General features: G+C 70.7%; 21 protein-coding genes and 1 pseudogene. 9 read left to right on the top strand and 13 right to left on the bottom strand.

Annotated elements, in window-relative coordinates; translation table 11 throughout:
• The first annotated feature begins 116 nt into the window (after positions 1–116).
• The 3 genes from ACNYC2_RS07545 to ACNYC2_RS07555 all read left to right on the top strand — a co-directional run bounded on the left by ACNYC2_RS07545 (position 117) and on the right by ACNYC2_RS07555 (position 3745).
• Complete coding sequence (locus ACNYC2_RS07545) at positions 117–1664, top strand: sugar ABC transporter ATP-binding protein (RefSeq protein ID WP_419706429.1); 1548 nt, start codon at positions 117–119, stop codon at positions 1662–1664.
• Positions 1661–2683 (top strand): ABC transporter permease, encoded by a 1023-nt coding sequence (locus tag ACNYC2_RS07550; RefSeq protein WP_419706430.1) that lies wholly within the window; start codon positions 1661–1663, stop codon positions 2681–2683. The genes ACNYC2_RS07545 and ACNYC2_RS07550 overlap by 4 nt, the downstream gene beginning before the upstream one ends.
• Positions 2684–2746: 63 nt before the next feature.
• On the top strand, positions 2747–3745 hold the full coding sequence (locus ACNYC2_RS07555; protein WP_419706431.1) for an ABC transporter substrate-binding protein: 999 nt from the start codon (positions 2747–2749) through the stop codon (positions 3743–3745).
• Between the two features lie 99 nt (positions 3746–3844).
• On the opposite strand, the gene ACNYC2_RS07560 is transcribed toward ACNYC2_RS07555, so the two are convergent.
• From ACNYC2_RS07560 to ACNYC2_RS07600, 9 genes are all read right to left on the bottom strand, one after another.
• A complete protein-coding gene (locus ACNYC2_RS07560; RefSeq protein ID WP_419706432.1) occupies positions 3845–4549 on the bottom strand; it encodes a FadR/GntR family transcriptional regulator in 705 nt (234 codons plus the stop codon).
• Positions 4536–5903, bottom strand: coding sequence for an enolase C-terminal domain-like protein (locus tag ACNYC2_RS07565; RefSeq protein ID WP_419706433.1), 1368 nt, complete (start codon positions 5901–5903; stop codon positions 4536–4538). Before ACNYC2_RS07565 ends, ACNYC2_RS07560 begins: the two co-directional genes overlap by 14 nt.
• A 316-nt stretch (positions 5904–6219) precedes the next feature.
• Positions 6220–6903: a DUF4232 domain-containing protein gene (locus tag ACNYC2_RS07570; protein WP_419706434.1), complete on the bottom strand. Its 684-nt coding sequence runs from the start codon at positions 6901–6903 to the stop codon at positions 6220–6222.
• A gap of 119 nt (positions 6904–7022) precedes the next feature.
• Entirely contained in the window at positions 7023–7859 is an 837-nt protein-coding gene (locus ACNYC2_RS07575; RefSeq protein WP_419706435.1) for an alpha/beta fold hydrolase, read from the bottom strand.
• 91 nt (positions 7860–7950) lie between these two features.
• On the bottom strand, positions 7951–8616 hold the full coding sequence (locus ACNYC2_RS07580; RefSeq protein ID WP_419706436.1) for a DUF4097 family beta strand repeat-containing protein: 666 nt from the start codon (positions 8614–8616) through the stop codon (positions 7951–7953).
• 196 nt (positions 8617–8812) lie between these two features.
• Positions 8813–10012 carry an MFS transporter gene (locus ACNYC2_RS07585; RefSeq protein ID WP_419706437.1) on the bottom strand — a complete coding sequence of 400 codons (1200 nt, stop codon included), beginning with the start codon at positions 10010–10012 and terminating at the stop codon, positions 8813–8815.
• 67 nt (positions 10013–10079) lie between these two features.
• Positions 10080–10481, bottom strand: coding sequence for a hypothetical protein (locus tag ACNYC2_RS07590; protein ID WP_419706438.1), 402 nt, complete (start codon positions 10479–10481; stop codon positions 10080–10082).
• A 109-nt stretch (positions 10482–10590) separates the two neighbouring features.
• Positions 10591–11220 carry a hypothetical protein gene (locus ACNYC2_RS07595; protein WP_419706439.1) on the bottom strand — a complete coding sequence of 210 codons (630 nt, stop codon included), beginning with the start codon at positions 11218–11220 and terminating at the stop codon, positions 10591–10593.
• Positions 11221–11343: 123 nt separating this feature from the next.
• Positions 11344–12369: a LacI family DNA-binding transcriptional regulator gene (locus tag ACNYC2_RS07600; protein WP_419706440.1), complete on the bottom strand. Its 1026-nt coding sequence runs from the start codon at positions 12367–12369 to the stop codon at positions 11344–11346.
• 117 nt (positions 12370–12486) lie between these two features.
• Between ACNYC2_RS07600 and ACNYC2_RS07605 the strand changes: the two genes are divergently transcribed.
• A complete protein-coding gene (locus tag ACNYC2_RS07605; RefSeq protein ID WP_419706441.1) occupies positions 12487–13653 on the top strand; it encodes a Gfo/Idh/MocA family protein in 1167 nt (388 codons plus the stop codon).
• Between the two features lie 58 nt (positions 13654–13711).
• A complete protein-coding gene (locus tag ACNYC2_RS07610) occupies positions 13712–14785 on the top strand; it encodes a Gfo/Idh/MocA family protein (protein WP_419706442.1) in 1074 nt (357 codons plus the stop codon).
• 180 nt (positions 14786–14965) lie between these two features.
• Here the strand turns inward: ACNYC2_RS07610 and ACNYC2_RS07615 are convergent, their stop codons facing one another.
• Together ACNYC2_RS07615 and ACNYC2_RS07620 are read right to left on the bottom strand one after the other, a co-directional pair.
• Complete coding sequence (locus tag ACNYC2_RS07615; protein ID WP_419706443.1) at positions 14966–15334, bottom strand: SgcJ/EcaC family oxidoreductase; 369 nt, start codon at positions 15332–15334, stop codon at positions 14966–14968.
• Positions 15335–15430: 96 nt separating this feature from the next.
• Complete coding sequence (locus ACNYC2_RS07620) at positions 15431–16138, bottom strand: SDR family NAD(P)-dependent oxidoreductase (protein ID WP_419706444.1); 708 nt, start codon at positions 16136–16138, stop codon at positions 15431–15433.
• A gap of 77 nt (positions 16139–16215) precedes the next feature.
• On the opposite strand from ACNYC2_RS07620, the gene ACNYC2_RS07625 reads away from it, so the two are divergent.
• A complete protein-coding gene (locus ACNYC2_RS07625) occupies positions 16216–16863 on the top strand; it encodes a TetR/AcrR family transcriptional regulator (protein WP_419706445.1) in 648 nt (215 codons plus the stop codon).
• A gap of 28 nt (positions 16864–16891) precedes the next feature.
• Here ACNYC2_RS07625 and ACNYC2_RS07630 read toward each other — a convergent pair whose 3' ends face one another.
• Positions 16892–17947 carry a hypothetical protein gene (locus ACNYC2_RS07630; RefSeq protein ID WP_419706446.1) on the bottom strand — a complete coding sequence of 352 codons (1056 nt, stop codon included), beginning with the start codon at positions 17945–17947 and terminating at the stop codon, positions 16892–16894.
• A 94-nt stretch (positions 17948–18041) separates the two neighbouring features.
• Between ACNYC2_RS07630 and ACNYC2_RS07635 the strand changes: the two genes are divergently transcribed.
• The gene (locus ACNYC2_RS07635; protein ID WP_419706447.1) at positions 18042–18620 is read left to right on the top strand and encodes a dihydrofolate reductase family protein; all 579 of its coding nucleotides are present in this window, start codon (positions 18042–18044) and stop codon (positions 18618–18620) included.
• Positions 18621–18820: 200 nt separating this feature from the next.
• Here ACNYC2_RS07635 and ACNYC2_RS07640 read toward each other — a convergent pair whose 3' ends face one another.
• The gene (locus ACNYC2_RS07640) at positions 18821–20644 is read right to left on the bottom strand and encodes a DUF222 domain-containing protein (RefSeq protein ID WP_419706448.1); all 1824 of its coding nucleotides are present in this window, start codon (positions 20642–20644) and stop codon (positions 18821–18823) included.
• A 185-nt stretch (positions 20645–20829) separates the two neighbouring features.
• On the opposite strand from ACNYC2_RS07640, the pseudogene ACNYC2_RS07645 reads away from it, so the two are divergent.
• Together ACNYC2_RS07645 and ACNYC2_RS07650 are read left to right on the top strand one after the other, a co-directional pair.
• Positions 20830–21091 (top strand): annotated as a pseudogene (locus tag ACNYC2_RS07645) (hypothetical protein); the annotation flags it as partial.
• A 616-nt stretch (positions 21092–21707) separates the two neighbouring features.
• Positions 21708–25121, top strand: a complete 3414-nt coding sequence (locus tag ACNYC2_RS07650) for a CARDB domain-containing protein (protein ID WP_419706449.1) — start codon at positions 21708–21710, stop codon at positions 25119–25121.
• Positions 25122–25244: the final 123 nt, after the last annotated feature.

Consider the following 25244-nt stretch of genomic DNA (forward strand, 5'->3'; position numbering starts at 1 on the left):
ATCAGGGCCTGCCAGCGATCTCATGGCACGGTTTGGTAGAGATCTGACCGGAGATCTTGAGATGCATCGGATGTCTGCGGTATGAATGCGACTACACGGAGGCAAAGGAGCATCGCGTGTCGGACCCAGCACTTCTCCGCGCGACGGGGATCAGCAAGTCCTTCCCCGGCGTGCTCGCGCTCGACGACGTCCACCTCGACCTGCGGCCCGGCGAGGTGCTGGCGCTCGTGGGGGAGAACGGGGCGGGCAAGTCGACGCTCCTCAAGCTGCTCTCCGGTATCTACCGGCCGGACGCCGGGACGATGGAGCTCGACGGCGCGCCGATGAGCCCCGCCGGCCCGCGCCAGGCGAACGAGCTGGGCATCAGCGTGATCCACCAGGAGTTCCACCTGATGCCCGACCTGACGGTCGCGCAGAACATCTTCATCGGCCGGGAACCCCGGCGGGCAGGCCTCATCAGGGACGACGAGCTCGTGCGCCGGGCCACCGCGCTCTTCGAACGCCTCGGCATCCCGCTCGACCCGCGGCAGCCGGTGTCGCACCTGAGCGTGGCCGGCCAGCAGATGGTCGAGATCGCCAAGGCGCTCTCGTTCGACGCCCGGGTGCTGATCATGGACGAGCCGACGGCGGCGCTCACGGAGACCGAGGTCGCGACGCTGTTCCGGATCGTGCGCGACTTCGTCTCGCCGCGCACCGGCGTCATCTACGTCTCGCACCGCATGGACGAGATCAAGGAGATCTCCGACCGCATCACCGTGCTGCGCGACGGCCGCTACGTGGACACGCTGCCGACCGCGAGCACCGAGACCCGCGAGGTCATCGCCGCGATGGTGGGCCGGCAGCTCGAGACCGGGGTGCGGCCGGACCCCGCGGCGTCGGGCAGCACCTCCGCCGCGACCGGGCGCGAGGTGGTGCTCGCGGTGCGAGGGCTGAGCACCCGGAAGCTGCTCAAGGACGTGTCCTTCGAGCTGCACCGCGGCGAGATCCTCGGCTTCGCGGGCCTCATGGGCGCCGGGCGCACCGAGGTCGCCCGGGCAGTCATCGGGGCGGACCGGTCCACCGGCGTCGTCGAGGTGCGGGGCAGGCCGGTCACGGTGCGCAACCCCGCCGACGCCGTGCGGCACGGCATCGGCTACCTCTCCGAGGACCGCAAGCGCTACGGCCTGCTCCTGGACCAGGACGTGGTGCGCAACGTGATGCTGTCCTCGCTGCCCGGCATGACGCGCGGGGGCTTCGTCCGCGACGCCGACGGGCGCCGGGCGGCGACCGAGATGGTGGACCGGCTCGGCATCAGGACGCCGTCGGTCCACCAGACGGCGAAGAACCTCTCGGGCGGCAACCAGCAGAAGGTCGTGCTGGCCAAGTGGCTCGTGCGGGACTGCGACGTGCTGATCGTCGACGAGCCGACGCGCGGGATCGACGTCGGCGCGAAGGACGAGATCTACGGCCTGCTCACGAGCCTGGCCGCGCAGGGCAAGTCGATCATCGTGATCTCGTCCGAGCTGCCCGAGGTGCTGCGGCTCGCCGACCGGATAGTCGTCATGTGCGAGGGCCGGGTCACCGGCACCCTCGCCAACGCCGACGCGACCCAGCACGACATCATGGAGCTCGCGACGCGGTTCGGTGCCGACCGCTCGCTCGTCAAGACCGGAGACCCAGCATGACGACGCCCAGCACGACTCCGAGCACCACGACCACCGGCCCGGGCCCGAAGCGTGCCACTCGGCCGATCAACAGGGTGGGCAACCGCCAGCAGCTCCAGCAGGTCCTCGCCTTCGCGGGGCTGGTGGCCATCTTCGCCTTCTTCTCGTTCGCCAGCCCGTACTTCCTCGACTGGGCGAACGTGAAGGGCATCCTGCTCGCGACGGCGGTCACGGGGATCATGGCGCTGGGCGCCACCTTCGTCATCGCGACCGGCGGCATCGACCTGTCGGTCGGCACGGGCATGACGCTGTGCTCGGTGATGACGGGCGTGTTCCTGGCGAACCTCGGCCTGCCGCTCGTCGTCGGCGTGCTGGGCGGCCTCGCGATCGGCGCCCTGATCGGCCTGCTGAACGGCCTGAACGTCTCCTACCTGCGGCTGCCGCCGTTCATCGCGACGCTGGCGATGATGATGGTCGCGCAGGGGCTCTCGCTGGTGATCTCCGGGACGAAGCCCATCTACTTCAGCGAGGTGGGCGGGTTCGACCAGCTCGCCGCCGGGGAGCTGGTCCCGGGGCTGCCCAACGCCGTCCTGATCTTCTTCGTCGCCGCCGTCATCGCCGGCGTCACGCTGAGCAAGACGCTCACCGGCCGCTACGCGCTGTCGATCGGCTCCAACGAGGAGGCGACGGCGATCTCCGGCGTCGACGTGCGGCGGTGGAAGGTGGTCATCTACACGGTCGCCGGGCTGTTCACGGGCCTGGCCGGCGTCGTCATGGCCTCCCGGCTCAACTCGGCGCAGCCCGGCCTGGGCCTCGGGTACGAGCTCGAGGCGATCGCCGCCGTCGTCATCGGCGGAACCTCCCTGCGGGGCGGCAAGGCGACGATCCTCGGCACCGTGATCGGCGCGCTGATCATGGCGACGCTCACCAACGGCCTGCGGATCATGTCGATCCCGCAGGAGTGGCAGAAGGTCGCCGTCGGCATCGTCATCGTGCTCGCCGTCTACGCCGACATGCTGCGCCGCGGCAAGGAAGCCTGAACCGACCACTGCCTGACCTGACGTGACCTGACGTGAACTGACCATCGAAGGAGCTGGATCAGCATGAACATCCACACCACCACGCGCAGGCGGTTCGCCGCGGCGGCCACAGCATCGGTCGCGGTATCCGTCGCCGCGCTGCTCACGCTCACGGCCTGTGCCTCGGGCGGGGGCGGGGAGCCGGGGGCCGGCGACAAGCCCTACGTCGCCCTGGTCTCCAAGGGTTTCCAGCACCAGTTCTGGCAGGCGGTCAAGCAGGGGGCCGACGACGCCGCGGCCGAGCTCGACGTCGAGGTCACGTTCGAGGGCCCCGAGACCGAGACCGAGGTCGAGAAGCAGCTCACCATGCTCCAGACGGCCCTCGACAAGAGCCCGGACGCGCTGGGCTTCGCGGCCCTCGACTCCGAGGCGTCCATCCCGATGATGACCGACGCCGAGTCGCGCGGGATCCCCGTCATCGCGTTCGACTCCGGCGTCGAGTCGGACGTGCCGGTGACCACGGTGTCGACCGACAACCTGGCGGCGTCGGCCGAGGCGGCCAAGCACATGGCCGAGCTGGTCGGGAGCGGCAAGATCGCGATCATCGCGCACGACCAGACGTCGCAGACCGGGCAGCAGCGCGTCGAGGGGTTCACGCAGTACATCGAGGAGAACGCCCCCGACATCGAGATCGTCGACACGCAGTACGCGAACGGCGACCAGCTCAAGTCCGCCGACGCCGCCAAGGCGATCATGCAGGCCCACCCCGACCTCAAGGGCATCTACGGCACCAACGAGGGCTCCGCCGTCGGCGTCGTCAAGGCGGTGCAGGAGACCGGCAAGTCGGGCGAGCTCACGGTGATCGGCTTCGACTCGGGCAAGGCGCAGACCGACGCGATCCGCGACGGGCTGATGGCCGGCGCGATCACGCAGGACCCGATCAAGATGGGCTACGAGACGGTCAAGGCCGCGGTCGCCGCGATCAACGGCGAGGAGCTGGAGCCGGTCATCGACTCGGGCTTCTACTGGTACGACAAGAACAACATCGACGACGAGGACATAGCGGCGGTCCTCTACGAGTAGCCCCTGACCTGTCAGACCAGCGCGCACGTGTCAGACGTACAGGTCACCCGAATGACCCGTACGTCTGACACGTGCGCGCTGGTCTGACAGGTGGGCAGGTCAGGAGGGTTCGTCGAGGTTTTCCGGTCTCGGGAGCGAGTCCTCCACGCCCAGGAGGTGGCTCGCCATGCGGATCCGGGCCGCCTCCGGGTCGCGCGCGGCGAGCGCGCGCCAGATGGCCTCGTGCTCGCCGTGCGTGCGCTCCTCGATGCCCTCGGTGTGCAGGCCGCGCCACAGCCGCGCCCGGACGGTGCGGCCCGCGAACGACTCGATGAGCGCCTCCAGCACCGGGTTTCCGGTGTGCGCCGCGATGACGCGGTGGAACGCGATGTCGATCTCGATGAACCTGTCGTGGTCCACGGACGCGCCGTGCATGGTCTCCGGGACGCGGTCCAGGATCGCGCGCGCCTCGGCCACCGCGGCGTCGGTCATCCGGATGGCGGCCAGCCCCGCCGCCTCCGTCTCCAGCACGCGGCGCACGCTGTGGAAGGCGGGCATGGCGCCGTCGTCCTGCAGGTCCAGGACCATGGCCATGGGGGAGAGCAGTCGGGCGGGATCAAGGCTGGTGACGTACGTGCCGTCGCCCTGGCGGGTGTGCACGACGCCGAGGATCGACAGCGCGCGGACGCCCTCCCGGAGCGAGCCGCGGGAGACCTGGAGCGTGTCGGCCAGGTCCTTCTCGACGGGCAGCCGGTCGCCGGGCCGGAGCTGTCCGTCGAGGATCATCCTGCGGATGCCGTCGACTACCTCGTCAGTGCGGGACATGCTCGGAAGTATCGCGCACCGCAGCATCGCGCACCCAGTAGGTCCCCTGCGGGAACCTGAACCGGTCGAGGGAGTCCTCGTACATCTGCGTGGAGTAGCCCGGCAAGGACGGCAGCACGTAGGCGGTGCCCGCGCCCTTGTCGGTGACGACGCACGGGTCCGTGAAGTGCTCGTGCAGGTGGTCCACGTACTCGGTCACGCGGCCGTCGAGGTCGCCGCCGATCGCGACGTAGTCGAGCACGGAGACGTGCTGCACCATCTCGCACAGGCCGACGCCGCCCGCGTGCGGGCACACCGGCACCCCGAACTTCGCCGCGAGCAGCAGCACCGCGACGATCTCGTTGATGCTCGCGAGGCGCCCGGTGTCGAGCTGGCAGAAGTCGATCGCCTCGGCCTGGAAGAGCTGCTTGAACATCACGCGGTTGTGGCAGTGCTCGCCCGTCGCCACCCCGATCGGCGCGACGGCGCGGCGGATCGTGGCGTGGCCCAGGATGTCGTCGGGCGACGTCGGCTCCTCGATCCACAGCGGGTCGAACCGGGCCAGCTCGCGCATCCACTCGATCGCCTGCGGCACGTCCCAGACCTGGTTGGCGTCGATCATCAGCGCGCGGTCCGGGCCCAGCACCTCGCGCGCGATCGCCAGGCGGCGGACGTCCTCGTCGAGGTTCGCCCCGACCTTGAGCTTCACATGCTGGTACCCGGCGTCGACGGCCTCCTGGCACAGCCGCCGCAGCTTGGCGTCGCTGTAGCCGAGCCACCCGGCCGACGTCGTGTACACCGGGTAGCCCGTCCGCTCCAGGTGGGCGATCCGCTCCTGCTTGGTGCCCTCGCGCTCCCGGAGGATCTTGAGGGCGTCCTCGCGGGTCAGCGCGTCGGAGAGGTAGCGCAGGTCGGCGACGTCGACCAGCTCCTCCGGCGTCATGTCGACCAGCACCCGCCACAGCGGCTTGCCCGCGCGGCGCGCGACCAGGTCCCAGGCCGCGTTGAGCACCGCGGCCAGCGACAGGTGCACCACACCCTTCTCGGGCCCGAGCCAGCGCATCTGGCTGTCGGACGTCAGGTCCCGGTAGACGGCGCCCATGTCGGCGGCGAGCTCGTCGACGTCCCGGCCAACGAGCGCGGCCGCCTGCTGGCGCGCGGCCTCGGCGACTATGTCGTTGCCCCGGCCGATGGTGAACGTCAGCCCGTAGCCGCCGAGCGTGGCGCCCGGGTTGCCCGGGTCGGGTGCGTCCGTCTCGAGCACGACGTAGGCGGCCGAGTAGTCGCCGTCCTTGTTCATCGCGTCGGAACCGTCGGCGGTGACCGACGTCGGGAACCGCACGTCCTCTACCCGGACCCCTGTGATCGTGGCCATGCCCGCCCTTTCCCAAACATCAGATGAACTGCCAGCAATCTACGGACGGAGGGCGCAAGGGTCAAGGCGGTGGCGGGTGGCTCGGGTGATTGGTTTGATCAATATGCGGGCTGGCGAGCTAGGGGAGTCGGTTCCCGGCGCGCCATCGGGCTGCTGGGCGGGCGGGCCCATGAGTTCGGTCCCTTGCACGGTCGTCGAGCTGACTTCGGTCGGTTGCGCTGAGATCGGTCAATCAACCGACCGATCTCAAGGCAACCGACCGAAGTCGATCACGACCGGCATCAACTGACCGAAGTCGCAGTGCGGGCCGGACCGGTCAGCTCTCCGGCTGGAAGGCCTGGACGTCGAGCAGCTCGTCGTCCGGGTTCGCGCACGCCAGGAGCGTGAGCCCGTCGTTCCGCACGAACAGCGACCGCTTCTCGCCGGGCGGGTAGACGCGGAGACCGTCGGCGGTCGTCTGCTCGCAGTCCTCGTCGAAGTTCTGGGCGTTCGCCACGGAGAGGTTCGCGTGCGCCGAGGCCCCGGGAGCGAGCGTCACCGAGCCGTGGGGGCTCGACCGGTCGAGCGTGGCCGCCGCGCCGATCTGGGTGCCGTCCCCGTCGCCGACGAACGAGACGCCCGGCCAGCCCTGGAGGACGCACGCCCCGGCCCCCTCGTTCTCCAGCACGATCTCCAGCTCGTAGTGGCCGGCGGACGCGCCACCCTCCACGGCTTCGAGGCTTCCCGCCAGGTCCGGGGTCAGGCACCGCGGGGACGACGCCGCCCCGTCGGGCGGGTCCGGCGTCGTGCTCGAGCCCGGCGCGCTCGCGTCCGGCGTCGTACCCGGGGCCGACGTCGCACCGTCGGGGGAGGGCGACCCGGACGCCGTCGGGCCGGACGAGGTGCTCGTGGCCGCCGACGGCGGACCCGAGCCGTCCGAGCCGGCGTTCGCGGCGGACGAGCAGCCCGCCGTCGCGAGGAGCGCCGCGAACCCCGCGGCGCCCCACACCGTCCTCCACATGGTGCCTGTCCTTGGCTTGATCACGTCAGCCTCCCCTTCCCCCTGCCGGGTCCGCCCCGGCAACCACCGTCGCTGAGCAGTCTCGTCCGATGCCGGCCGAGCTACCTCTTCCGAGACTGTCAGACGGCGGAGGGTCCCGCGACGTCACGCACGGCCTCGGCGATGGCCGGCGCGTCCTTCTTCAGCAGTGCGCCGTGGTTGCTGGCGACCTTCGCGCTGACCTTGATGTTCGGGTTGCGGGCGGTCACGCCGTCCAGGCTGGTGCGGATGACTTCCTGCTCGTCGCCCTTGCTGCCCAGCGACGTGCCCGAGGCGACGACGTACCGGGTCTGGACGGCCAGGCGGTCCAGCACCGGGCCGAGCTCGCTCGTGCGGGACAGCTCGCCGAGCTCGATGTTGCTCTCGGCCTGCTGTGCCGCGTTCATCCGCGGGGTGATGCCCGTGACGCGCATCGGAACCATGAACCAGCTCATCTGCTTGAACATCTTGCGGATCCGCTGCTTCATCGCCTCGTCGATCCAGTCGTACGGGAAGGCGCCGTCGACGAGCACCAGGCCGAGGGTGCGGCCGGGGTTGCGGTCGGCCCAGTGGGCGGCGACGACCGCCCCGTAGGACCAGCCCACCACCACCGCGCGCTCGACACCGCGGGCCGCGAGGATCGCGTCGACGTCTCGCACGGCGGCCTCGAACGAGTAGTCCGCCGAGCGCAGCGACTTCTTGCCGCGGGCGCGCTCGTCGTAGGTGATGTGCCGGAAGCCCGTGCCGAGCTCGGCGATGGTCCGGCGCCAGTACCCCTGGGTGGCGAACTGGCCGTTGAGGTAGACCACCGGGATGCCGGTGCCGCCCGTGTCCGTGACGGCGAGGGCCGTGTCCTCGACCGACACCATGCCGGACCATCTGCCGGTCCACTTGCCGGCCTGCGTCGCGTCGGTCGAGGAGGTGCTGTTGTTGTTCATCTTCTTCTCCTGATCGTGTGGAACGTGGTGTCGTGCGGGGGCCTTGCTGTGCGGGGGTCTTGCCGTGCGGAAGGGCTCGGGAGGTGCAGGATCAGAGGCTGTGGGCGGCGATGTCGCCCTGCATGGTCGTGGCCCGGATCTCGAGCTCGGTGGCGCCGTCGTTCTTGAGGGTGTTGCTGACGCGGCCCAGGCTGGTGCCCGCGTCGAGCGAGGCGGAGACGCCCGCGGCGGCGGCGACCGAGATGTTGCCGGACTGCGTGCTCAGCACGACCGTGCCGCGCACCGCCTCGCCGATCCGGATGTCGCCCCGCACGGTGCTGATCTCGGCGGGCCCGTTGAGCCGGCCGACCTCTACGTCGCCGTCCACGGCGCTGAGGCGGACGGCGTCGGCCTCGTCGATCTTGATGTGGCGGTACGCGCCCTCGAAGACGACGTCGCCGAGAGTGCCGACGGCGCGGAGCTCCGTGCCGGCCGACCGCGCCTCGACCTTGGAGCCGGCGGGCAGCTGGACCGTGACCTCGACGGATCCCGAGTGGCCGACCAGGGAGTTCTTGGGCTCGGGGGTGGTGATCCGCAGGACGCCGTCGGAGTAGGCGACGGCGATCTGCTCGGCGAGCCGGACGTCGCGGCTCCTGCCGGAGTCGGCGGGCAGCACCTCGACGGTGGTGTCCGCACGGTCGGCGGCGATGAGCTGGACGCGTCCGGCGGGGAGGTCCAGGACGACGGAGATCGCGGCGGGGGTGTCGAAGCTCTGCATGATGTTCTGCTCCTGTGCTCGGTGGTTCGCGGTGTTTCTGATATCGCAAACGCTACGTTGCTTTCCAGAATCGGGCAACAACGTCGTTGCACCAACTGAGCATCAGTGCAGGTCATGGGCTATAAAATGTTGCAACGGTCTAGGAGATAACGCAATGCGCAACTATCCGCTCGTTGCAATAAGGCAGGAGTGAACGCTACCCGCGGCGCTTGCGGTCGGCTTTGCCCGTCCAGTGGCCCACCCAGATCGCGCCCAGCAGCGCCAGCGTGCCGATGACCACCGGCGCGGCGGCCAGGGGTGCGATCGCGGCCACCGCGGACACGAGCAGCGGCCCGCCGGTGTTGCCGATGTCGCCGCACAGCCGCCAGCCGCCGAGGAACTGCGCGCGGCCCTCCTGCGGCGCGGCGTCGGCGCCGAGGGTCATCACGATCCCCGAGCCGAGCCCGTTGCCCGCCGCGATGATCACCATCACCAGGCCGACGCCGAGCGCGGAGTCGGTGAGCGGCAGCAGCAGGCAGCCGACGCCGACGGCGAGCACCACCGGGATCGCGACCACCTGCCGGCCGCGCGTGTCGAGCAGCCAGCCGCCGGGCAGGGTCAGCGCGATGTCGATGGTCGCCGCCACCGCGAAGAGCAGGGAGACCACCGCGGCGGAGATGTGGATGTGATCGGCCCACAGCGGCAGCAGGCCCGTACGTACCGAACGCGAGGCGCCGATGATGATGACCGCCACGCCGAGGGTGAGCAGCGTGCGCCGGTGCTCCCACAGCACCGAGCGCACGGACAGCGGGGCGACGCCGCGCGTCACCCGGCCGAAGTCCGGCATGCGGGTGACGATCAGCGCCGACGCGAGGGCCGCGCACACCGCGAGCACGAACACCGAGCGCACCCCGAACACGTGGATCAGCAGGGCCCCGAGCAGCGGGCCGATCAGGGCCCCGAGGCGCATCGACCCGCCCAGCAGCGACATCGCGCGGGCCCGGTGGCTGATCGGCACGGCGTCGATCAGGAATCCCTGCCGGGCCTGGAGGAACGTCGTCCAGCTCATGCCGCTGACGAAGACGCACAGGCACAACAGCCAGACCGAGGGCACGAGGAAGGCCGCGAGCATCGCCGCCGCGTCCACGAGCCCCGCGATCACGAGGGTGCGGCGCTCGCCGAGGCGGGCCACCAGCGCGCCCGACGGGAGGGAGTTGGCGAGCTGCCCGATCCCCAGCAGGGCGACAACGAACGCGGCCACCGCGGTGGTCGCACCGAGGTTGCTCGCGTGGATCACCAGCACCGGCATGACGGCGCCGTGACCGACCGAGCTGACCACCGACGGCAGGTACGCCACGACGGCGATGTCGCGGAAGCGGAAGTCCGGATCGTCTCCTGGGTCGCCCGTGCTCGTCACACAGGCATCCTGTCAGATAGTTAGCCGCGGCAACGACCTGGTCCGCAGGATGGTCGGGCCCGCCGCGTCAGCCGCCGAGATGCGGGTTCGCCGCGCGGATCGCGTCGGCGACCACGCTGCGGGCGTCGTCGTGCCGCAGCAGCTCCTCGCCGCGGAAGAGCAGCACCACGCCTCGGCCGTCGTGGAAGATGCCACGGGCGGCGAGTCCGGCCCGTTCCCACAGGAGTGTCAGCTCGGTGCCGAGCCGGGCGATGGCCCCGTCGGTCGGCCGGTCCGTGTCGAAGGTCCACTTTCCCAGCGGCACGCCCGCCACCCCGGCGATCGTCCAGGCGAGCCCGCTGGTCAGCGGGTAGGTGGCGTCGAGGACCGGCGTGTACGCGCGGACGAAGACCTCGGCGGCGAGCTCCACGCGGTCCATCGCGAGCAGCGCGGCGAGCTCTGGTGCGGGTCCTGCGGGTGGTTTCGGCACGCGGGCACGCTAGCGGTGCCGGGTTGCCGTCCGGTGAACGGCTGCCCGGCTGTGTCGCCGTAGGGCAGCGTTGTCAGGCGGCGCGGTCCGACGTCGCCGTCCGCCGCCGTCAGGCCATCTCGGGTACGTGGAGGTGTGCGAACGCGATCTCCATCTCCTCGACGTTGTCGACGGTGGCGCCCAGCTCCGCGACGACCCTCTCGCGGATGCCGGTGGTGGCCTCGCGGCTGTCCTCCAGCGCCTCGCGGCTGTCGAAGGCCGCGGTGCCGACGACGCGGCCGGTCTCCCGGTCGACCATCAGGCTCGCGCTGCAGAACCCCCTCAGCTCCTGGATCTGCGGCAGGATGACCATCCGGAACATGTCGACGGCGTTGTCGACCATGTGCAGGTCGCCGCCGCTCAGCCAGGTGAGGCGGGCGCAGGCGCCTTCGGGTGCGGCGTGGTCGCGGTGGACGACGGCGAGCTCCCACTCGTGGACGTACCGGCCTGAGGTGCTGCCCAGCGCCCGCTCGGCGCGGTCGCGCAGCGGACGCACGGCCGCGGCGCTCTCCTGCATCGCGTCCTCGGACGACCACGCCGTCGTGGTGATGCACCGGCCGCTGCGCCGGTCGACCAGCATCGACATCCCGACACAGCCGTCCATCGAGGAGACCGCCGGGAAGATCTCCTCACGAACGAGGCTCAGCCCGGCGTCGATCTCCGTGGGCTCGCCCTGGATCTCGGTACTGCGGATGTACATGGCGGACTCCCTGTGCTCGTCAGCAGCGTCCGGACGGCGCTGCCGTCCCTTCTCACGTTCCGCCGACCGGCGCGCCCGGTCAAGAGGGGAGCTCGTCGAGTTCGGTGGGCCCGGTGGTCCCTGTCAGCCTGGCGGGTTCGCGGCGCCCGTCGACTCCCGCCAGACGATGCGCTGGAGGGTGGCCTCACGCGGCGGCGGCTCCTCGCCCCGCAGCGTCGCGACCAGCTGCCGCATGGCGTGGTGCCCGGCCGCCTGGAAGTCGACGTCGACGGTGGTGAGCGACGGCATCGTGTAGGCGCCGAACGTCGCGTTGTCCCACCCGGTCACCACCAGGTCGCTGGGTACCGTCCAGCCGCGTTCGGCGGCGGCGCGCAGGACGCCGATCGCCAGCATGTCGTTGGCGGCGAGCACGGCGACCGGGGGCGCGTCGTCGGGCAGCGCGAGGATCGCCTGCCGCGCGGACTCCGCGGACCACTCGCCCCCGACCACCCCCAGCGACTCGAGCGGCTCGTGGGACTCTGCACCGAGACGCTCCAGGCAGGCGACGTAGGTGTCGCGGCGCGCCCGCGCGGAGGCGAACTCCTGGGAGCCGGCGACGTGCAGGAACCGGCGGTGCCCGGCCGTGACGAGCGCCTGGAGGAGGACCTCCATGAGGTCGGCCTCGGCGAGCTCGCCCGAGCTGCGCATCTGCTCGTCGAAAGCCGTCGCGGCCAGGACCGGAGGCGAGTCCCCACCGTCCGAGAGCGCCTCGGGGAGCACCGGGACGAACGTCAGGACGCCCTCGTACTGGCCGCCGGCAGCGATCTCGAGCACACGCTCGGTCCGGTCCGCCACGCTGCCGTCGACGCTGCTGGTCTCGATGGCGTAGCCGGCCTCGGTGGCCGCACGGCTCGCGCCGGTCAGCATCCGCATCTGGTTCCCGACGGCGGCCACGCCGGTGATCACCGCGAGCCGGCCGGAGCGCCGGGTGCGCATCGACCGGGCGGCGAGGTTCGGGCGGTAGCCGATCGACTCGGCCGCTCGCAGGACGCGCTCCCGGGTGGCCGGGGAGATCGAGCCCTTCCCGGTCAGCACGTAGGACACCGTGGCCTGGGAGACGCCCGCGAGGCGCGCGACGTCGCGGCTCGTCGGGGGGACTGCAGTGCTCACGACGCTCCACTCTCTGGACGGTTCTCTGCCGGCCGCTCTCTTGACAGCGGCCTACCCGGCCACAACCATAGTGACACGTATCACCAGTGACACGTATAAGCCGCACCCGGGGGAACAGTGCTCAAGATCGGGATCATCGGGACCGGCGGGATCTCCCGCACCCACATCGACGGCTACCAGCGGTTCGGCGCCGAGTGCGAGATCGTCGCCCTGTGCGACATCGCGCCAGGCAAGGCCGCCGCCCTGGGCGCGGAGCTCGGCCTCACCTCCGCGCGGGCGTACGAGCGGACAGAGGACCTGCTGGCTGCCGAGGACCTGGACCTCGTGAGCATCGCGACGCCGCCGTCCACCCACGCCGAGCTGACGATCGCCGCCCTGCGCGCCGGCGTCGACGTGCTCGTCGAGAAGCCGATGGCGCCGTCGCTCGAGGAGTGCGACGCGATGATCGCGGCCGCTGCCGAGACCGACCGGATCCTGTCCGTCGTCGCGCAGAACCGCTTCCGCGACGACATGGCCACCCTGAAGGAGGTGCTGGACTCGGGCCTGATCGGCCCCGTGTCGCACGCCCAGGTCTCCTCGTCCTGGTGGCGCGGCACCTCCTACTACGACCTGTGGTGGCGGGGCACGTGGGAGCGCGAGGGCGGCGGGTGCACCCTCAACCACGCGATCCACCACCTGGACCTCACCTCCTGGATGCTCGGCGCGCCCAGCGCCGTCACCGCGGTGCTGACCAACGCCCAGCACGAGAACTCGGAGGTCGAGGACCTCTCCGTGGCCGTGCTGCAGTACGACCGGGCGCTGGCCGAGGTGACGAGCTCGGTGGTGCACCACGGCGAGGAGCAGGCGATGGTCGTCCACGGGCGGCACGCGCGGGTGTCCCAGCCGTGGAAGGTGGTCGCCGACGTCGCCGAGCCCAACGGGTTCCCCGCCCCCGGCGGAAACCCCGCCCTGGTGGCCGAGATCGAGACGCTCGCCGCCGCGCACCGGCCCCTGGAGCACGAGGGCCACCCCGGGCAGATCGGCGACGTGCTCGGTGCGGTGCGCGAACGCCGTCGTCCGGTGGTGGACGGCGCGGACGGACGCCGCGCGATCGAGCTCGTGACCGCGATCTACCAGGCGGGCATCGAGCGCCGGACGGTCGACCTGCCGCTCTCGCCGGACGACCCGTACTACCGCACGGGCACGCTCGTCGAGCGCGCGCCGCACTTCTTCGAGAAGACGACGACGGTGGCCGACCTGCCCGGTGACATCACTGTCGGCAGCAGCGCAGCCAGCGACGGCTGACCTGCTCCACGAACGAAAATCCCGAACGAAGCCCTGAACGAACAGGACCAGAGATCTCATGACGACGACCAGCGGCGCCGCCTACGCGCCGGAACCGATCCCCGCACCCGTGGTGGGTGCCGGAGACTTCTCCTTCGCCGCGGTGGGCCTGGACCACGGGCACATCTACGGCATGTGCGAGGGCCTGATGGGCGCCGGCGCGACGCTCAAGTGGGTGTACGACCCGGACCCGGCGAAGGTGGCGGAGTTCCGCGACAAGTTCCCTGATGTGCGCATCGCGCGCGCCGAGGACGAGGTCCTCGGCGACGACGAGGTCCGTCTCGTCGCCGGCGCACCGGTCACCTCCGAACGCTGCGCGCTCGGCCTGCGGGTCATGGAGGCGGGCAAGGACTACTTCGTGGACAAGGCCCCGCTGACCACCCTCGACCAGCTCGCGGCGGCCCGGGAGGCGACCGCCCGGACCGGACGCAAGTACGCCGTCTACTACTCCGAGCGGATCCACGTCGAGGCGGCGGTCCTGGCCGGCCAGCTCATCGACCAGGGTGCCATCGGCCGGGTGCTGCAGGTCATGGGCCTCGGGCCGCACCGCCTGGGCACCGGCCGCCCGGACTGGTTCTACGAGAAGGAGAAGTACGGCGGGATCCTGTGCGACATCGGCAGCCACAACTTCGAGCAGATGCTGCACTTCGCCGGCGCCAAGGACGCCGAGGTCGGCTACTCGGCGATCGCCAACTACAACCACCCCGAGCACCCGGGGCTCGACGACTTCGGTGAGGCGTCCATCGTCATGGACACCGGCGCCAGCGGCTACGTCCGCGTGGACTGGTTCACCCCGGACGGCCTGAGCACCTGGGGCGACGGGCGCACGTTCGTGCTCGGCACCGAGGGCTACCTCGAGCTGCGCAAGTACGCCAACGTCGCTACGGAGCAGGGCCCCGGCCACGTGTTCCTCGTCGACGGCAAGGGCGAGCACCACATCGTGGCGGAGGGGAAGGTCGGGTTCCCCTACTTCGGCCAGCTCGTCCTCGACTGCCTGGAGCGCACCGAGACCGCGATGACGCAGGAGCACGCGTTCAAGGCCGCGGAGCTCAGCGTCCTGGCCCAGCAGGGGGCGCGCGTCCTGTTCCCGTGAGTTCCGGCTTCTCCCGGCTACCAGTCCCGGGTCGCGTCGACGCCGTCGATCAGCGCCTGCCGTTCCGCGGTGACGTCGAGACCCCGCTCCGCGGCGGCGGCGTTGAGCAGGCTGACCACGGCGTCGTACAACTCCTCGCGCTCCTGGGTCGTCGCCCGGAACCGGGCCGGCTGACCAGAGCTACTGCACCCGGGAGACGTGGTAGTGGCTGATCAGCCACTGCCCGTCCACCTCGACCGCGACGACCGTGAGGTGGACCTGTACCGGCGCGTCGGGCCGGTGGAAGGTGACCGCCGCGTAGCCGAGCACGGCGCCAGGGGCGAGCGTCCGGCTGTGGAGCAGCGTGTGGTCGGCGGTCAGCCCAGGCGGCTGCTTGCCGTAGTACGCGATGACGGCGTCCCGGCCGAACGCGGGCTCGGGGTCGAAGCCCTGGAACAGGGCGTCGTCGGTGAACTGGGCGGCGATCTGGTCGAGGTCCCGCCTGCGGATTCCGTCGGCCCAGCGGTCGAGCAGGGCGGAGATCGTGGCGGCAGCGTCGGGGCGAGTCATGGTGTGTCTCCTGGTCCGGTCGTGCGGTTCTGGTTCGTGGTTCGTGGTTCGTGTGACAGCGTGCGGGGCGGCCCTCTCGGGCCGCCCCGGTACGGGTCAGTGCCCGGCGATCTGTCCGCCGTCGATGTGGAGGAACTCGCCCGTCACGAAGGGCGACTGCTCCAGGTAGATGACGCCGCGGGCGACGTCCTCGATCTCGCCGAGGCTGCCCAGCGGGTGCAGGCCGGCGAGCGCCTCGTGCGTCTCCTCCGGGTGCATGGGGGTCTTGATGACGCCGGGGGAGACCGCGTTGAAGCGGATGCCCTGCGACGCGTACTCGATGGCCAGCGCGCGGGTCGCCGAGGAGACACCGCCCTTGGTCACTGACGCCAGGGCCGAGGGGAAGACCGAGAGCGCGCTCTCGACCAGTGTCGTGGTGATGTTGACGACGTGTCCGCCGCCGGCGGCCTGCAGCTCCGGGATGACGCGCTGGGTCAGGTGGAAGAAGCCACCGACGTTGATCGCGACCATGGCGTTGAAGTCCTCGGTCGTGTACTCGGTGAACGGCTTGGCGATGAAGACGCCCGCGTTGTTCACGAGCGTGTCGACGCGGCCGAAACGCTCCACGGCGGTCTTGACGATCAGGTCCGCGGTCGCGGGGTCGGAGATGTCTCCGGCGACGGTGGCGAGGTCGTCGGCCTCGGCCTGGTCGATGGTGCGCGAGTTCGCCACGACGGCGTACCCGAGTTCCCGGTACGCGGCCACGAGGCCTGCGCCGATGCCCTGTGAGGCTCCCGTGATGATGGCTACCTTGCGAGTGCTCATGATGTTCGATCCTTTTATAGACGGTCGGTCAACTACTGGAGGTTCCAGTTATAGTTGACCAGTCGTATACTGTCAACATGCCGCGAACCTCAGATGGACGAGAGCGCCTGATCGAAGCGGGCGTCGAGCTGTTCTCCCAACGCCCCTACGGTTCGATCGGCGTCGCGGAGCTCTGCACGCGCGCCGGAGTGAACAAGGGGTCCTTCTACTACTTCTTCCCGTCCAAGGAGGCCCTGGCACTCGCCGTCATCGACCGGCACTGGTCGTGGCAGCAGGGCGTATGGGCCGAGATCCTCAACGGGCCCGGGACGATCCTCGAGCGGCTCCGCGCGCTGTTCGCCGCCACCGCGCAGATGCAGATCGACGCCCGGACCGGCACGGGCTGGGTCGCCGGCTGCCTCTTCGGGAACCTGGCGCTCGAGGTCAGCTCCCAGAACGAGCCGGTGCGCGAACGCCTCCAGGAGATCTTCGACGAGCAGATCGAGCTGATCCGGGCGCCCCTCGCCGCTGCCGTCGAGTCCGGGGAGCTCCAGCGTCCGGCCGAGGACGTCGACGGCGCGGCGAAGGCGATAGTCGCCCAGGTCGAGGGGCTCGTGCTGTTCGCCAAGCTGTTCAACGATCCGGCGCACCTGGACGCGCTGTGGCAGAACAGCCTGCGGCTCCTCGGGCTGGAGCCCGCGGACGCCGCCGGCGTGGCGAGCGCCGCGGGCATGGCGAAGCAGTGACGACGGCGGTGGGCGGCTGACCGGCCGGTCAGGACCTGCGCGCGTTGGCCATCCGCTCCTCGCGGAGCGCCACCTCCAGCGCCATGAAGGCCAGCACGTCCAGGACCAGCCCGAACGCCGCCGTCCACCGCAGCGCGCGGAATACCAGCAGCTGGGTGAACAGCAGGCTGATGAGCACCGCGCGGCGCATCCAGACGGCGCCGCGCAGATGGTTGTCGCGGCCGACGACGATGCCGACGACCAGCAGCACCACTGACGCGCCGACGGCGGCGAGGATCGCGAATCCGGTCCACTGCGGCAGCCCCGGCACCTCGCCGCGTACGACGCTCAGCCCCACCAGCGCCTCGGCGGCGCCCACCAGCACCAGGACGCAGATCAGCAGCCACGCCGCCCAGGCCCGGTCCACGAGCGTGTCCAGCCAGCGCACGACGCGGTCGACGCCGCCGCGGACGGGGTCGGGCAGGTCGGTGTCGTCGTCGGGCACCGCGTCGACCAGCTCGGCGACCAGGTGGGCGCCGGGCTCGCCGGCACCCTTGGCGGCGAGCTCCCGTGCCTCGGCGCGGGCCGTCGGGGTGAACCCGCCGGCCAGCCCGGCGGTGAGCCGGTCGGCCGCCACGGCGAGGTACTCGGCCGGATGGTGGGCACGGCGGCCGTGCAGCCCTTCGACGATGAGGACGAGCACCACGGTGACGAAGTAGATGATCGCTGCGGTCGGCGCGTAGAAGTAGTCGTTGTCGGCGGTCACGAACTTGCCGACCTCGTCGATGAACAACCCGAAGCCCACGCCGCCGAGCGCCGAGCCGAGGGACCGCGGTACGGGGCCCACGTAGGACAGCAGCAGCATCATCGCCAGCGCCATGAGCAGCCCGCCCCACAGCACGTGCGCGACGTGCAGATCGCCGCCGCCGATCTGCGGGTAGTCCGCCGCGGCCAGGTAAGCGCGTGTGGCGAGCACGGTCACGACGCTCGCCACGAGGAACGTGACCAGGTGCCGCACCGCCGACGTGTCGCGCGGGGCTCCCAGCCGCAGCAGCCGGCCACGGCCGGCGAGGCCACCTGATTCGGTCGTCAGCTCGTTCGTCACGCTGTGTCCTCTCGTGCCGTCCGACGGCGATGACATTCGCCCCGGCCTCCGGTCTGTATCGACGTACCCGGACAACTATTCCCAGGAGACCATCATGACCACCACCTACACGTTCGACGTGTTCTCCAGCCTCGACGGCTTCGGCGCTGCAGGCGGCGACTGGACAGGGTACTGGGGCAAGCAGGGCCCGGAACTCCTGGAACACCGGCTCGCCCTCTACTCGCAGGAGCAGCGGTTGGTCCTCGGGGCCAACACCTACCGGGCGTTCGCGCAGATGCTGTCCGAGAGCTCCGCGGACTCCGACGTGCGCGACCCGTGGGTCACCCGGATGCGGAACCTGCCGACGACGGTGGTGTCGAACACGCTGGAGGCGCCCCTCGACTGGCCGGACGCGCGGGTTGAGCAGGGCGACGCGGTCGACGTCGTCGCCCGGCTCAAGGAGGAGTCCAAGGTGCCGCTGTGTTCGCACGGGAGCCTGTCGATGAACCGGGCGCTGATGGCGGCCGGCCTGGTTGACCGGGTCCGGGTCACGCTGTTCCCGGTGATCACCGGCCGGACCGGCCTGGACCCGATCTTCCGGGGTGCCGCCGACTTCGACCTCGAGCTGATCGAGCACCTGACGCTCGACGGTGACATCCAGGAGCTGGTCTACCGGCCGACGCTGCATCCGTGACGAACCGGTGGGCCGAGCGCGGGGATCAGACCGGAAGGCTTTGGGCATGCCTGACTGATCAGTTCAGGCTGCCTCGGTAGATGTCGACGATGGCCGCTGGTTGGGTGAGCCCGTCAGGCGCGGAGAGGCTTTCGGTGGGTTCGGTGGGTTCGGTGGGCGCGCTGGGCGCGCTGGGCGCCTGGCCCGCTGGGGCTGGCTCGTCAGGCGGCTCCGGTGGCGTGTGGTGGTGGGGCTTCGATGGGTTCGGGGAGGCGGATGCGGTGGCCGCGGGCGTCGGTGAAGGCCCACCCGGTCTCCAGCAGAGCACCGGCCGTGTCGGTGGTGGCCTTGCCGGTCCAGTGCATGGTGATGCCCTTGGTATCGACGAGCTGATGGTGGTACCAGCACAGCAACGCACTGTTCGTGACGGAGGTGTCGCCGCCGTCGGCCCAGTGGGTGAGGGCGTGGTGGACCTCGCACCGTGACGGTGGTTGGTCGCACCCTGGGTAGACGCAGTGTTGGTCTCGGGCGATGACGGCGCGGCGCATCTGGCCTGACACGGTGCGTTGGGCGCGTCCGACGTCGAGGACGGCGCCGTCGGGTCCGAACACGATCCGGGTGATCGCGCTGTGACACGCCAACCGGCGCACCAGCGCGCGCGGGGCGCGCCCGCCGGTCTCGGTGAACATCGGGCCACCGGAGGACAAGAACCCGGACACGGTCGTGTCCGGCGTGCTCCAGCCACCACCCGGATTTCCACCCGGGCTTGCGGTGAGGCTCCCGCCAGGGCTTCCCGCCGGACTACCGGTCGGGCTTCCGGCCGCTGGGCCGGTGCTCACCGGCCCTGCACCGACATCCGCACCCGAGCGGGTGCCAATGCGAGTGCTGGTGCTGGCGGTGGTGCCAGTGGAGTTGGTGCTGGTGCCCGGGACGCTTGGACCCGCGCCCGGGCGGTTGCCGCGCCCGGGCGCAGTCTGCCCGCAGGTCAGGCACAGGCTGTCCCGGGTCCTGGTGACCTGGGTGACGAACTCGTTCCAGGACACCGTGACGTTCAGGTGCGGTGCGATCGCCGCGCCCGGGGAGGCCTGGTTCGTGTCCAGCACCACCCGCGCCACATCCGCCAGACCCTGCGCGCGGCGCTGGGTCGTCGTTCGGGTGTCTTCCGCTGACGGAGCACCCATCATCGCGTTGATCGCGGTCGTGAGCTGGAGGCCGTGCTCATCGGTCAGGAACCCCGCCACGTGATACCCGCCGAACGTCTTGGCCAGGTCGAGGAACTCGCCTTGGGCTGCCTTGTCGTCGTCGATGTCGTCGGTGTCGGGGTCGATGATGGTCGCGAACCGGCGGGCCACCTTCCGGAACTGGTCCGCATTGAGCACACCTGCCTCACGCAGGACGACGCCTTCACCGGTGACCAGGGTTCCCTCGGTGACCGCGGTCTCCAGGACCTGGGTGACCAGCTCACGGGTCCGGGCACCGTCGGGGTCCTCGGACGGGTCGGGGAAGTCGACCGCAACGGACTGGACGAACTGTTCGGGGGTGGTGGTGTGCCCGGTGCGGGTGTCGATCAGCCAGGCCAGTGCGTCGGTGCGGGTCTCGCTCGTCGGTGCGACCTCGGTCATCACGCGGGCGTGGTCGACACCCAGGGTTCCGGCGACCAGCCGCTCCCGCGTGACCGGTAGTGCGGTCGCGAGGCGGCGGGCGATCGTCATGTCCTTACCCGCCGTGGACGCGGAGATGCCTTCGCGCAGGCGCAGCCAGGTCGTGAACGTGCGTGCAGTGCCACCCGAGCGCCAGGAACCTTCGTTCTCGATGCGGGGTAGCAGGGTGTAGCGGACCCCGTCCAGGCGGCCGGTCAGCCGACGGATCCGGGTGTGCGCATCAGCCAGGCGAGCGACCGTCGGGGCGTCCCATCCGGTCAGGGTCTCGGGGTCCGTCAGCGCGGTGAGGTGGTCTAGCTCGTTCTCGATCCGGGCCAGCACATCCTCGATCGAGGCGGCAGCGGGCAGGCCATTGGTGGGTTCGCTGTTCGTCGTCTGATCCACCGTTCCCACCCCCGCCCGACTCGATCACTTGCCTCTAGTTCTGGCTCCCTTGCTGTACCTATTATCTCGAACACTCGTACGATGTGCTTGCCGGATCCTAAATCTGTGGATAACTCTTTGGGGTGCCGACCCGGGCCGGGCTACCCAGTCGAGGACCCGGCGAGCGCACGCCGCTCGGTGTGCCCCGGACGTCGGCCGGCTACGTGCTGTCCGGGCCGGAGTTCCCTCACGGTGTTCGACGGCGCCACCGGCGTCGCGCTCGACACCGTCGACTACGTGCCACCGCGCGGCGACGTCGGCTCGTGGGGCGACACCTACGGGAATCGCGTGGACCGGTTCCTGGCGACCACCGCCTACCTCGACGGCGAGCACCCGTCGATGGTGTTCAGCCGCGGCTACTACACGTGTGCCGTGATCGCGGCGTTCAACTTCGACGGCGAGGAGCTGCCGGGTCCGGCGCGCGGCGTGCCGGGCAAGGTCTCCGTGGAGGTCGAGGCCGCCGAGGGCGGGCGGATCGAGGTCGAGGCCTGGATCGCCTGCGGCGCCAACGCGCGGCGCATGGCACTGCTGGTCGACGGCGAGGTGGTGCGGACCGTGGGGCTCGTGGACCGCACGCCCAGGAAGCAGGAGGCGACGCTCGCGGTGACCGGTATCGGGCGGGGCCCGCACCGGATCGCCGTCGTGGCTACGAACCAGCACGGCGAGACGTCGAGCAGAAAGGCGCGGGTCCGGATGCGGTGAGCCGATAGCCGGCGTCCGGTCGTCGGCGACCGGCGACCGGCGACCGGCGACCGGCGTCCGACCGAGTGATCCGGGCGGGGGCGGTGGGAGGGGTGCTCTGACGAGCGCTCCGCCCGCCGCCCCGCCCTTGTCGCGCCCGGCGTCTGCCCCTGTCACACCCTTGACGCCCAGTGCGCGGTCTCGTAACGTCCGTACAGCAAGCCGCAAGAAATTGACAGACGCTGAGCACAAAGCAGTGCGCACGCTGCAACTTTCTACTCTCGCCGGGCAATGCTGCCCCGCGGCTGGACGAGCCCGCCTCGGCGGGAGAACGAGGACGTTCATGAGAATCCCCTGGAAGCACACAGCCGTGGCGGGCGTCGCGCTCGCGCTCGTCGCGCCGCTCGGCCTCGGCGCCGTCGCGTATGCCGCGGCGGAGGCCACCAACCTCGCGCTCGGCAAGCCGATCGCCGCGTCGTCGGTGACGCAGACCTATGTCGCGGGCAACGCCAACGACGGGAACGCGAGCTCCTACTGGGAGGGCGCGGGCGGCCAGTACCCGGCGCACCTCACCGTCGACCTGGGCGCGGCGGCCGACGTCGAGCGTGTGGTCGTCTCAGTGCCCCCGGCCGCCGTGTGGGAGCCGCGCACGCAGACGTTCAGCGTGCTCGGGCGGTCCGACGGGGAGTCGTCGTTCCGTACGCTCAAGGCGTCGGCGGCCCATCGCTTCGACCCCGCGAGCGGCAACAAGGTGGAGCTCACGTTCGGCTCGGAGATCGACTCCGAGGTGGACGAGGTGCGCCTCGCCTTCACCTCCAACACCGGCGCGGGCAACGGCCAGGTCGCCGAGCTGCAGGTCTGGGGGACGCCGACGGGTGGCGGCGACCCGACCGACCCGCCGACCGATCCGCCCACCGACCCGACCGGCACCAACTACGCGAAGGACCGGCCCGCTGCGGCGTCGTCCACCGAGTGGTCGTACGTCGCGGCGAACGCCGTGGACGGGCAGGTCGGCACGTACTGGGAGGGTGCGGGCGGGCAGTACCCGTCGACGCTCGACGTCTCCCTCGCCGCGCCCACGCAGGTCAGCAGCGTACGGGTGCGCCTGAACCCCGACGGGGCGTGGGGCGCACGCACGCAGACGTTCTCCGTCTGGGGCCGCTCCGGCACCGCGGCGTGGCAGGAGCTCAAGGCGTCCGCCGGGTATGCGTTCGCACCCGGGAGCGGCAACCTCGTGAACGTGCCGGTGGCGGGCACCGTGACCGACGTCCGCCTGCGCTTCACGGGCAACACCGGCGCGGGCAACGGCCAGGTCGCCGAGCTTGAGGTCTACGGCGCGCCGGCGCCCAACCCGAACCTCACCGTCACGGCGGTGACCGCGTCCCCGGCGTCGCCCACCGCGACCACACCCGTGACGCTCACGGCGACCGTGAAGAACACCGGGGACCGGGCTTCGGCGGGCACCACCGTCGACGCGAAGCTCGGCGGTACCACCGTGGGTTCGGCCGACGTCGGCGCGCTGCAGCCGGGCGCGAGCGCCCAGGTCCCGGTCGCGGCGGGCACCCGGCCGGCGGGGGAGTACACCGTCGGCGCGGTCGTCGACCCGGCGAACGCGGTGGCCGAGCAGAACGAGACCGACAACGCGTTCACGGCGACGGCGAAGCTCGTCGTGGGCGAGGCGCCCGGGCCCGACCTCGAGGTCGTCTCCGTGTCCTCCAACCCGGCCAACCCCGCCGTCGGCGCGGCGGTGACCTTCACGGTCCAGGTGCGCAACCGCGGCAACCAGCCGGCCGCGGCCGGATCTGTGACCCGGGTGGTCGCGGGCTCCAGCACGCTGAACGGCACGACGCCGGCGGTCCCCGCCGGCCAGACCGTCACCGTCACGCCGTCCGGGTCGTGGACCGCGACGAACGGCGGGGTGACGGTGACCGCGACGGCCGACGCCACCGACGTCGTCGACGAGACGAACGAGGAGAACAACTCGGGGCGGCTCACCGTGACCGTGGGCCGCGGCGCGGCCGTGCCGTACACCACCTACGAGGCGGAGGACGGCGAGTACACGGGCACGCTCCTGCAGGCCGACCCGCTGCGTACCTTCGGGCACACCAACTTCGCCACCGAGTCGTCGGGGCGCGAGTCCGTGCGGCTGAACAGCACCGGCCAGAACGTGGAGTTCACGTCCACGGCCCCGACCAACTCCATAGTCGTGCGGAACTCGATCCCCGACGCCGCGGGCGGCGGCGGCCAGGAGAAGACGATCAGCCTGTACGCGAACGGCACGTTCGTGCAGAAGCTGACGCTGTCGTCCAAGCACTCGTGGCTGTACGGGACCACCGACCAGCCCGAAGGCCTGGTCAACACCCCGGGCGGTGACGCCCGCCGCCTCTTCGACGAGTCGCACGCGCTGCTCGGCCGGTCGTTCCCCGCCGGCACGGAGTTCAAGCTCCAGCGCGACGCCGGGGACGACGCCGCGTTCTACGTCATCGACCTGATCGAGCTCGAGCAGGTCGCGCCGGCCGCCTCGAAGCCCGCCCAGTGCACCTCGATCACCGAGTACGGCGCGGTGCCGAACGACGGGCAGGAGGACACGGCCGCCATCCAGGCCGCCGTGACCGCCGACCAGAACGGCGACATCGCCTGCGTGTGGATCCCGGCGGGGCAGTGGCGCCAGGAGAAGAAGATCCTCACCGACGACCCCCTCAACCGCGGCACGCACAACCAGGTGGGCATCAGCGACGTCACGATCCGCGGCGCGGGCATGTGGCACTCCCAGCTCTACAGCCTGATCAAGCCGCACCTCGCCCCGGGCGTCATCAACCACCCGCACGAGGGCAACTTCGGGTTCGACATCGACGACAACGTCCAGATCTCCGACATCGCCATCTTCGGCTCGGGCGACATCCGCGGGAACAACGGTCAGGAGGAGGGCGGCGTCGGCCTCAACGGCCGGTTCGGGCAGAACACCAAGATCACCAACGTCTGGATCGAGCACGCGAACGTCGGCGTCTGGGTCGGGCGCGACTACACCAACATCCCCGAGCTGTGGGGACCCGGCGACGGCGTCGAGTTCTCCGGCGTCCGCATCCGCAACACCTACGCGGACGGCATCAACTTCAGCAACGGGACGCGCAACTCGCTCGTGTTCAACTCGTCGTTCCGCAACACCGGCGACGACGCGCTCGCGGTCTGGGCCAACCCGTACGTCAAGGACCGCAACGTCGACATCGGGCACGACAACGCGTTCCGCAACAACACGGTGCAGCTGCCGTGGCGCGCCAACGGCATCGCCATCTACGGCGGCTACGACAACTCCATCGAGAACAACCTGATCTCCGACACCATGAACTACCCGGGCATCATGCTGGCGACCGACCACGACCCCCTGCCGTTCTCGGGGACGACGCTCATCGCCAACAACGGCCTCTACCGCACCGGCGGGGCCTTCTGGAACGAGGACCAGGAGTTCGGGGCGATCACGATCTTCCCGCAGACGCACGACATCACGGGCGTCACCATCCGCGACACCGACATCTACGACTCCACGTACGACGGCATCCAGTTCAAGAACGGCGGCGGCAACATGCCCGACGTCCGGATCACGAACGTGCGGATCGACGGGTCCAACAACGGCTCCGGCATCCTCGCGATGGCCGGCGCTCGCGGCAACGCCATCCTGTCGAACGTGACAGTCACCAACTCCCGTGACGGGGACATCGAGAAGGAGCCGGGCTCGCCGTTCGTGTTCACCGGGCAGTAGGCCTGCTCCGTTCCATGGTCGGGTCGGTGCCGTCATCCGGGGGGATGGCGGCACCGACATCTTTTTCTCCTGTTCGTCCCATCCGGTCCGGCCCTGGCTCCGAACCCCTTGCATGGCCGTCGC

This window comes from Promicromonospora sp. NFX87, assembly GCF_048564965.1.
Taxonomy (GTDB): Bacteria; Actinomycetota; Actinomycetes; order Actinomycetales; family Cellulomonadaceae; genus Promicromonospora.

Coding starts and splice junctions, on each gene's coding strand:
- ACNYC2_RS07580 (WP_419706436.1), bottom strand. CDS start 8,616: ATGCAGAGCTTCGACACCCCCGCCGCGATCTCCGTCGTCCTGGACCTC.
- ACNYC2_RS07650 (WP_419706449.1), top strand. CDS start 21,708: ATGAGAATCCCCTGGAAGCACACAGCCGTGGCGGGCGTCGCGCTCGCG.
- ACNYC2_RS07560 (WP_419706432.1), bottom strand. CDS start 4,549: ATGTCCCGCACTGACGAGGTAGTCGACGGCATCCGCAGGATGATCCTC.
- ACNYC2_RS07635 (WP_419706447.1), top strand. CDS start 18,042: ATGACCACCACCTACACGTTCGACGTGTTCTCCAGCCTCGACGGCTTC.
- ACNYC2_RS07610 (WP_419706442.1), top strand. CDS start 13,712: ATGACGACGACCAGCGGCGCCGCCTACGCGCCGGAACCGATCCCCGCA.
- ACNYC2_RS07575 (WP_419706435.1), bottom strand. CDS start 7,859: ATGAACAACAACAGCACCTCCTCGACCGACGCGACGCAGGCCGGCAAG.
- ACNYC2_RS07550 (WP_419706430.1), top strand. CDS start 1,661: ATGACGACGCCCAGCACGACTCCGAGCACCACGACCACCGGCCCGGGC.
- ACNYC2_RS07595 (WP_419706439.1), bottom strand. CDS start 11,220: ATGTACATCCGCAGTACCGAGATCCAGGGCGAGCCCACGGAGATCGAC.
- ACNYC2_RS07615 (WP_419706443.1), bottom strand. CDS start 15,334: ATGACTCGCCCCGACGCTGCCGCCACGATCTCCGCCCTGCTCGACCGC.
- ACNYC2_RS07565 (WP_419706433.1), bottom strand. CDS start 5,903: ATGGCCACGATCACAGGGGTCCGGGTAGAGGACGTGCGGTTCCCGACG.
- ACNYC2_RS07570 (WP_419706434.1), bottom strand. CDS start 6,903: ATGTGGAGGACGGTGTGGGGCGCCGCGGGGTTCGCGGCGCTCCTCGCG.
- ACNYC2_RS07625 (WP_419706445.1), top strand. CDS start 16,216: ATGCCGCGAACCTCAGATGGACGAGAGCGCCTGATCGAAGCGGGCGTC.
- ACNYC2_RS07620 (WP_419706444.1), bottom strand. CDS start 16,138: ATGAGCACTCGCAAGGTAGCCATCATCACGGGAGCCTCACAGGGCATC.
- ACNYC2_RS07555 (WP_419706431.1), top strand. CDS start 2,747: ATGAACATCCACACCACCACGCGCAGGCGGTTCGCCGCGGCGGCCACA.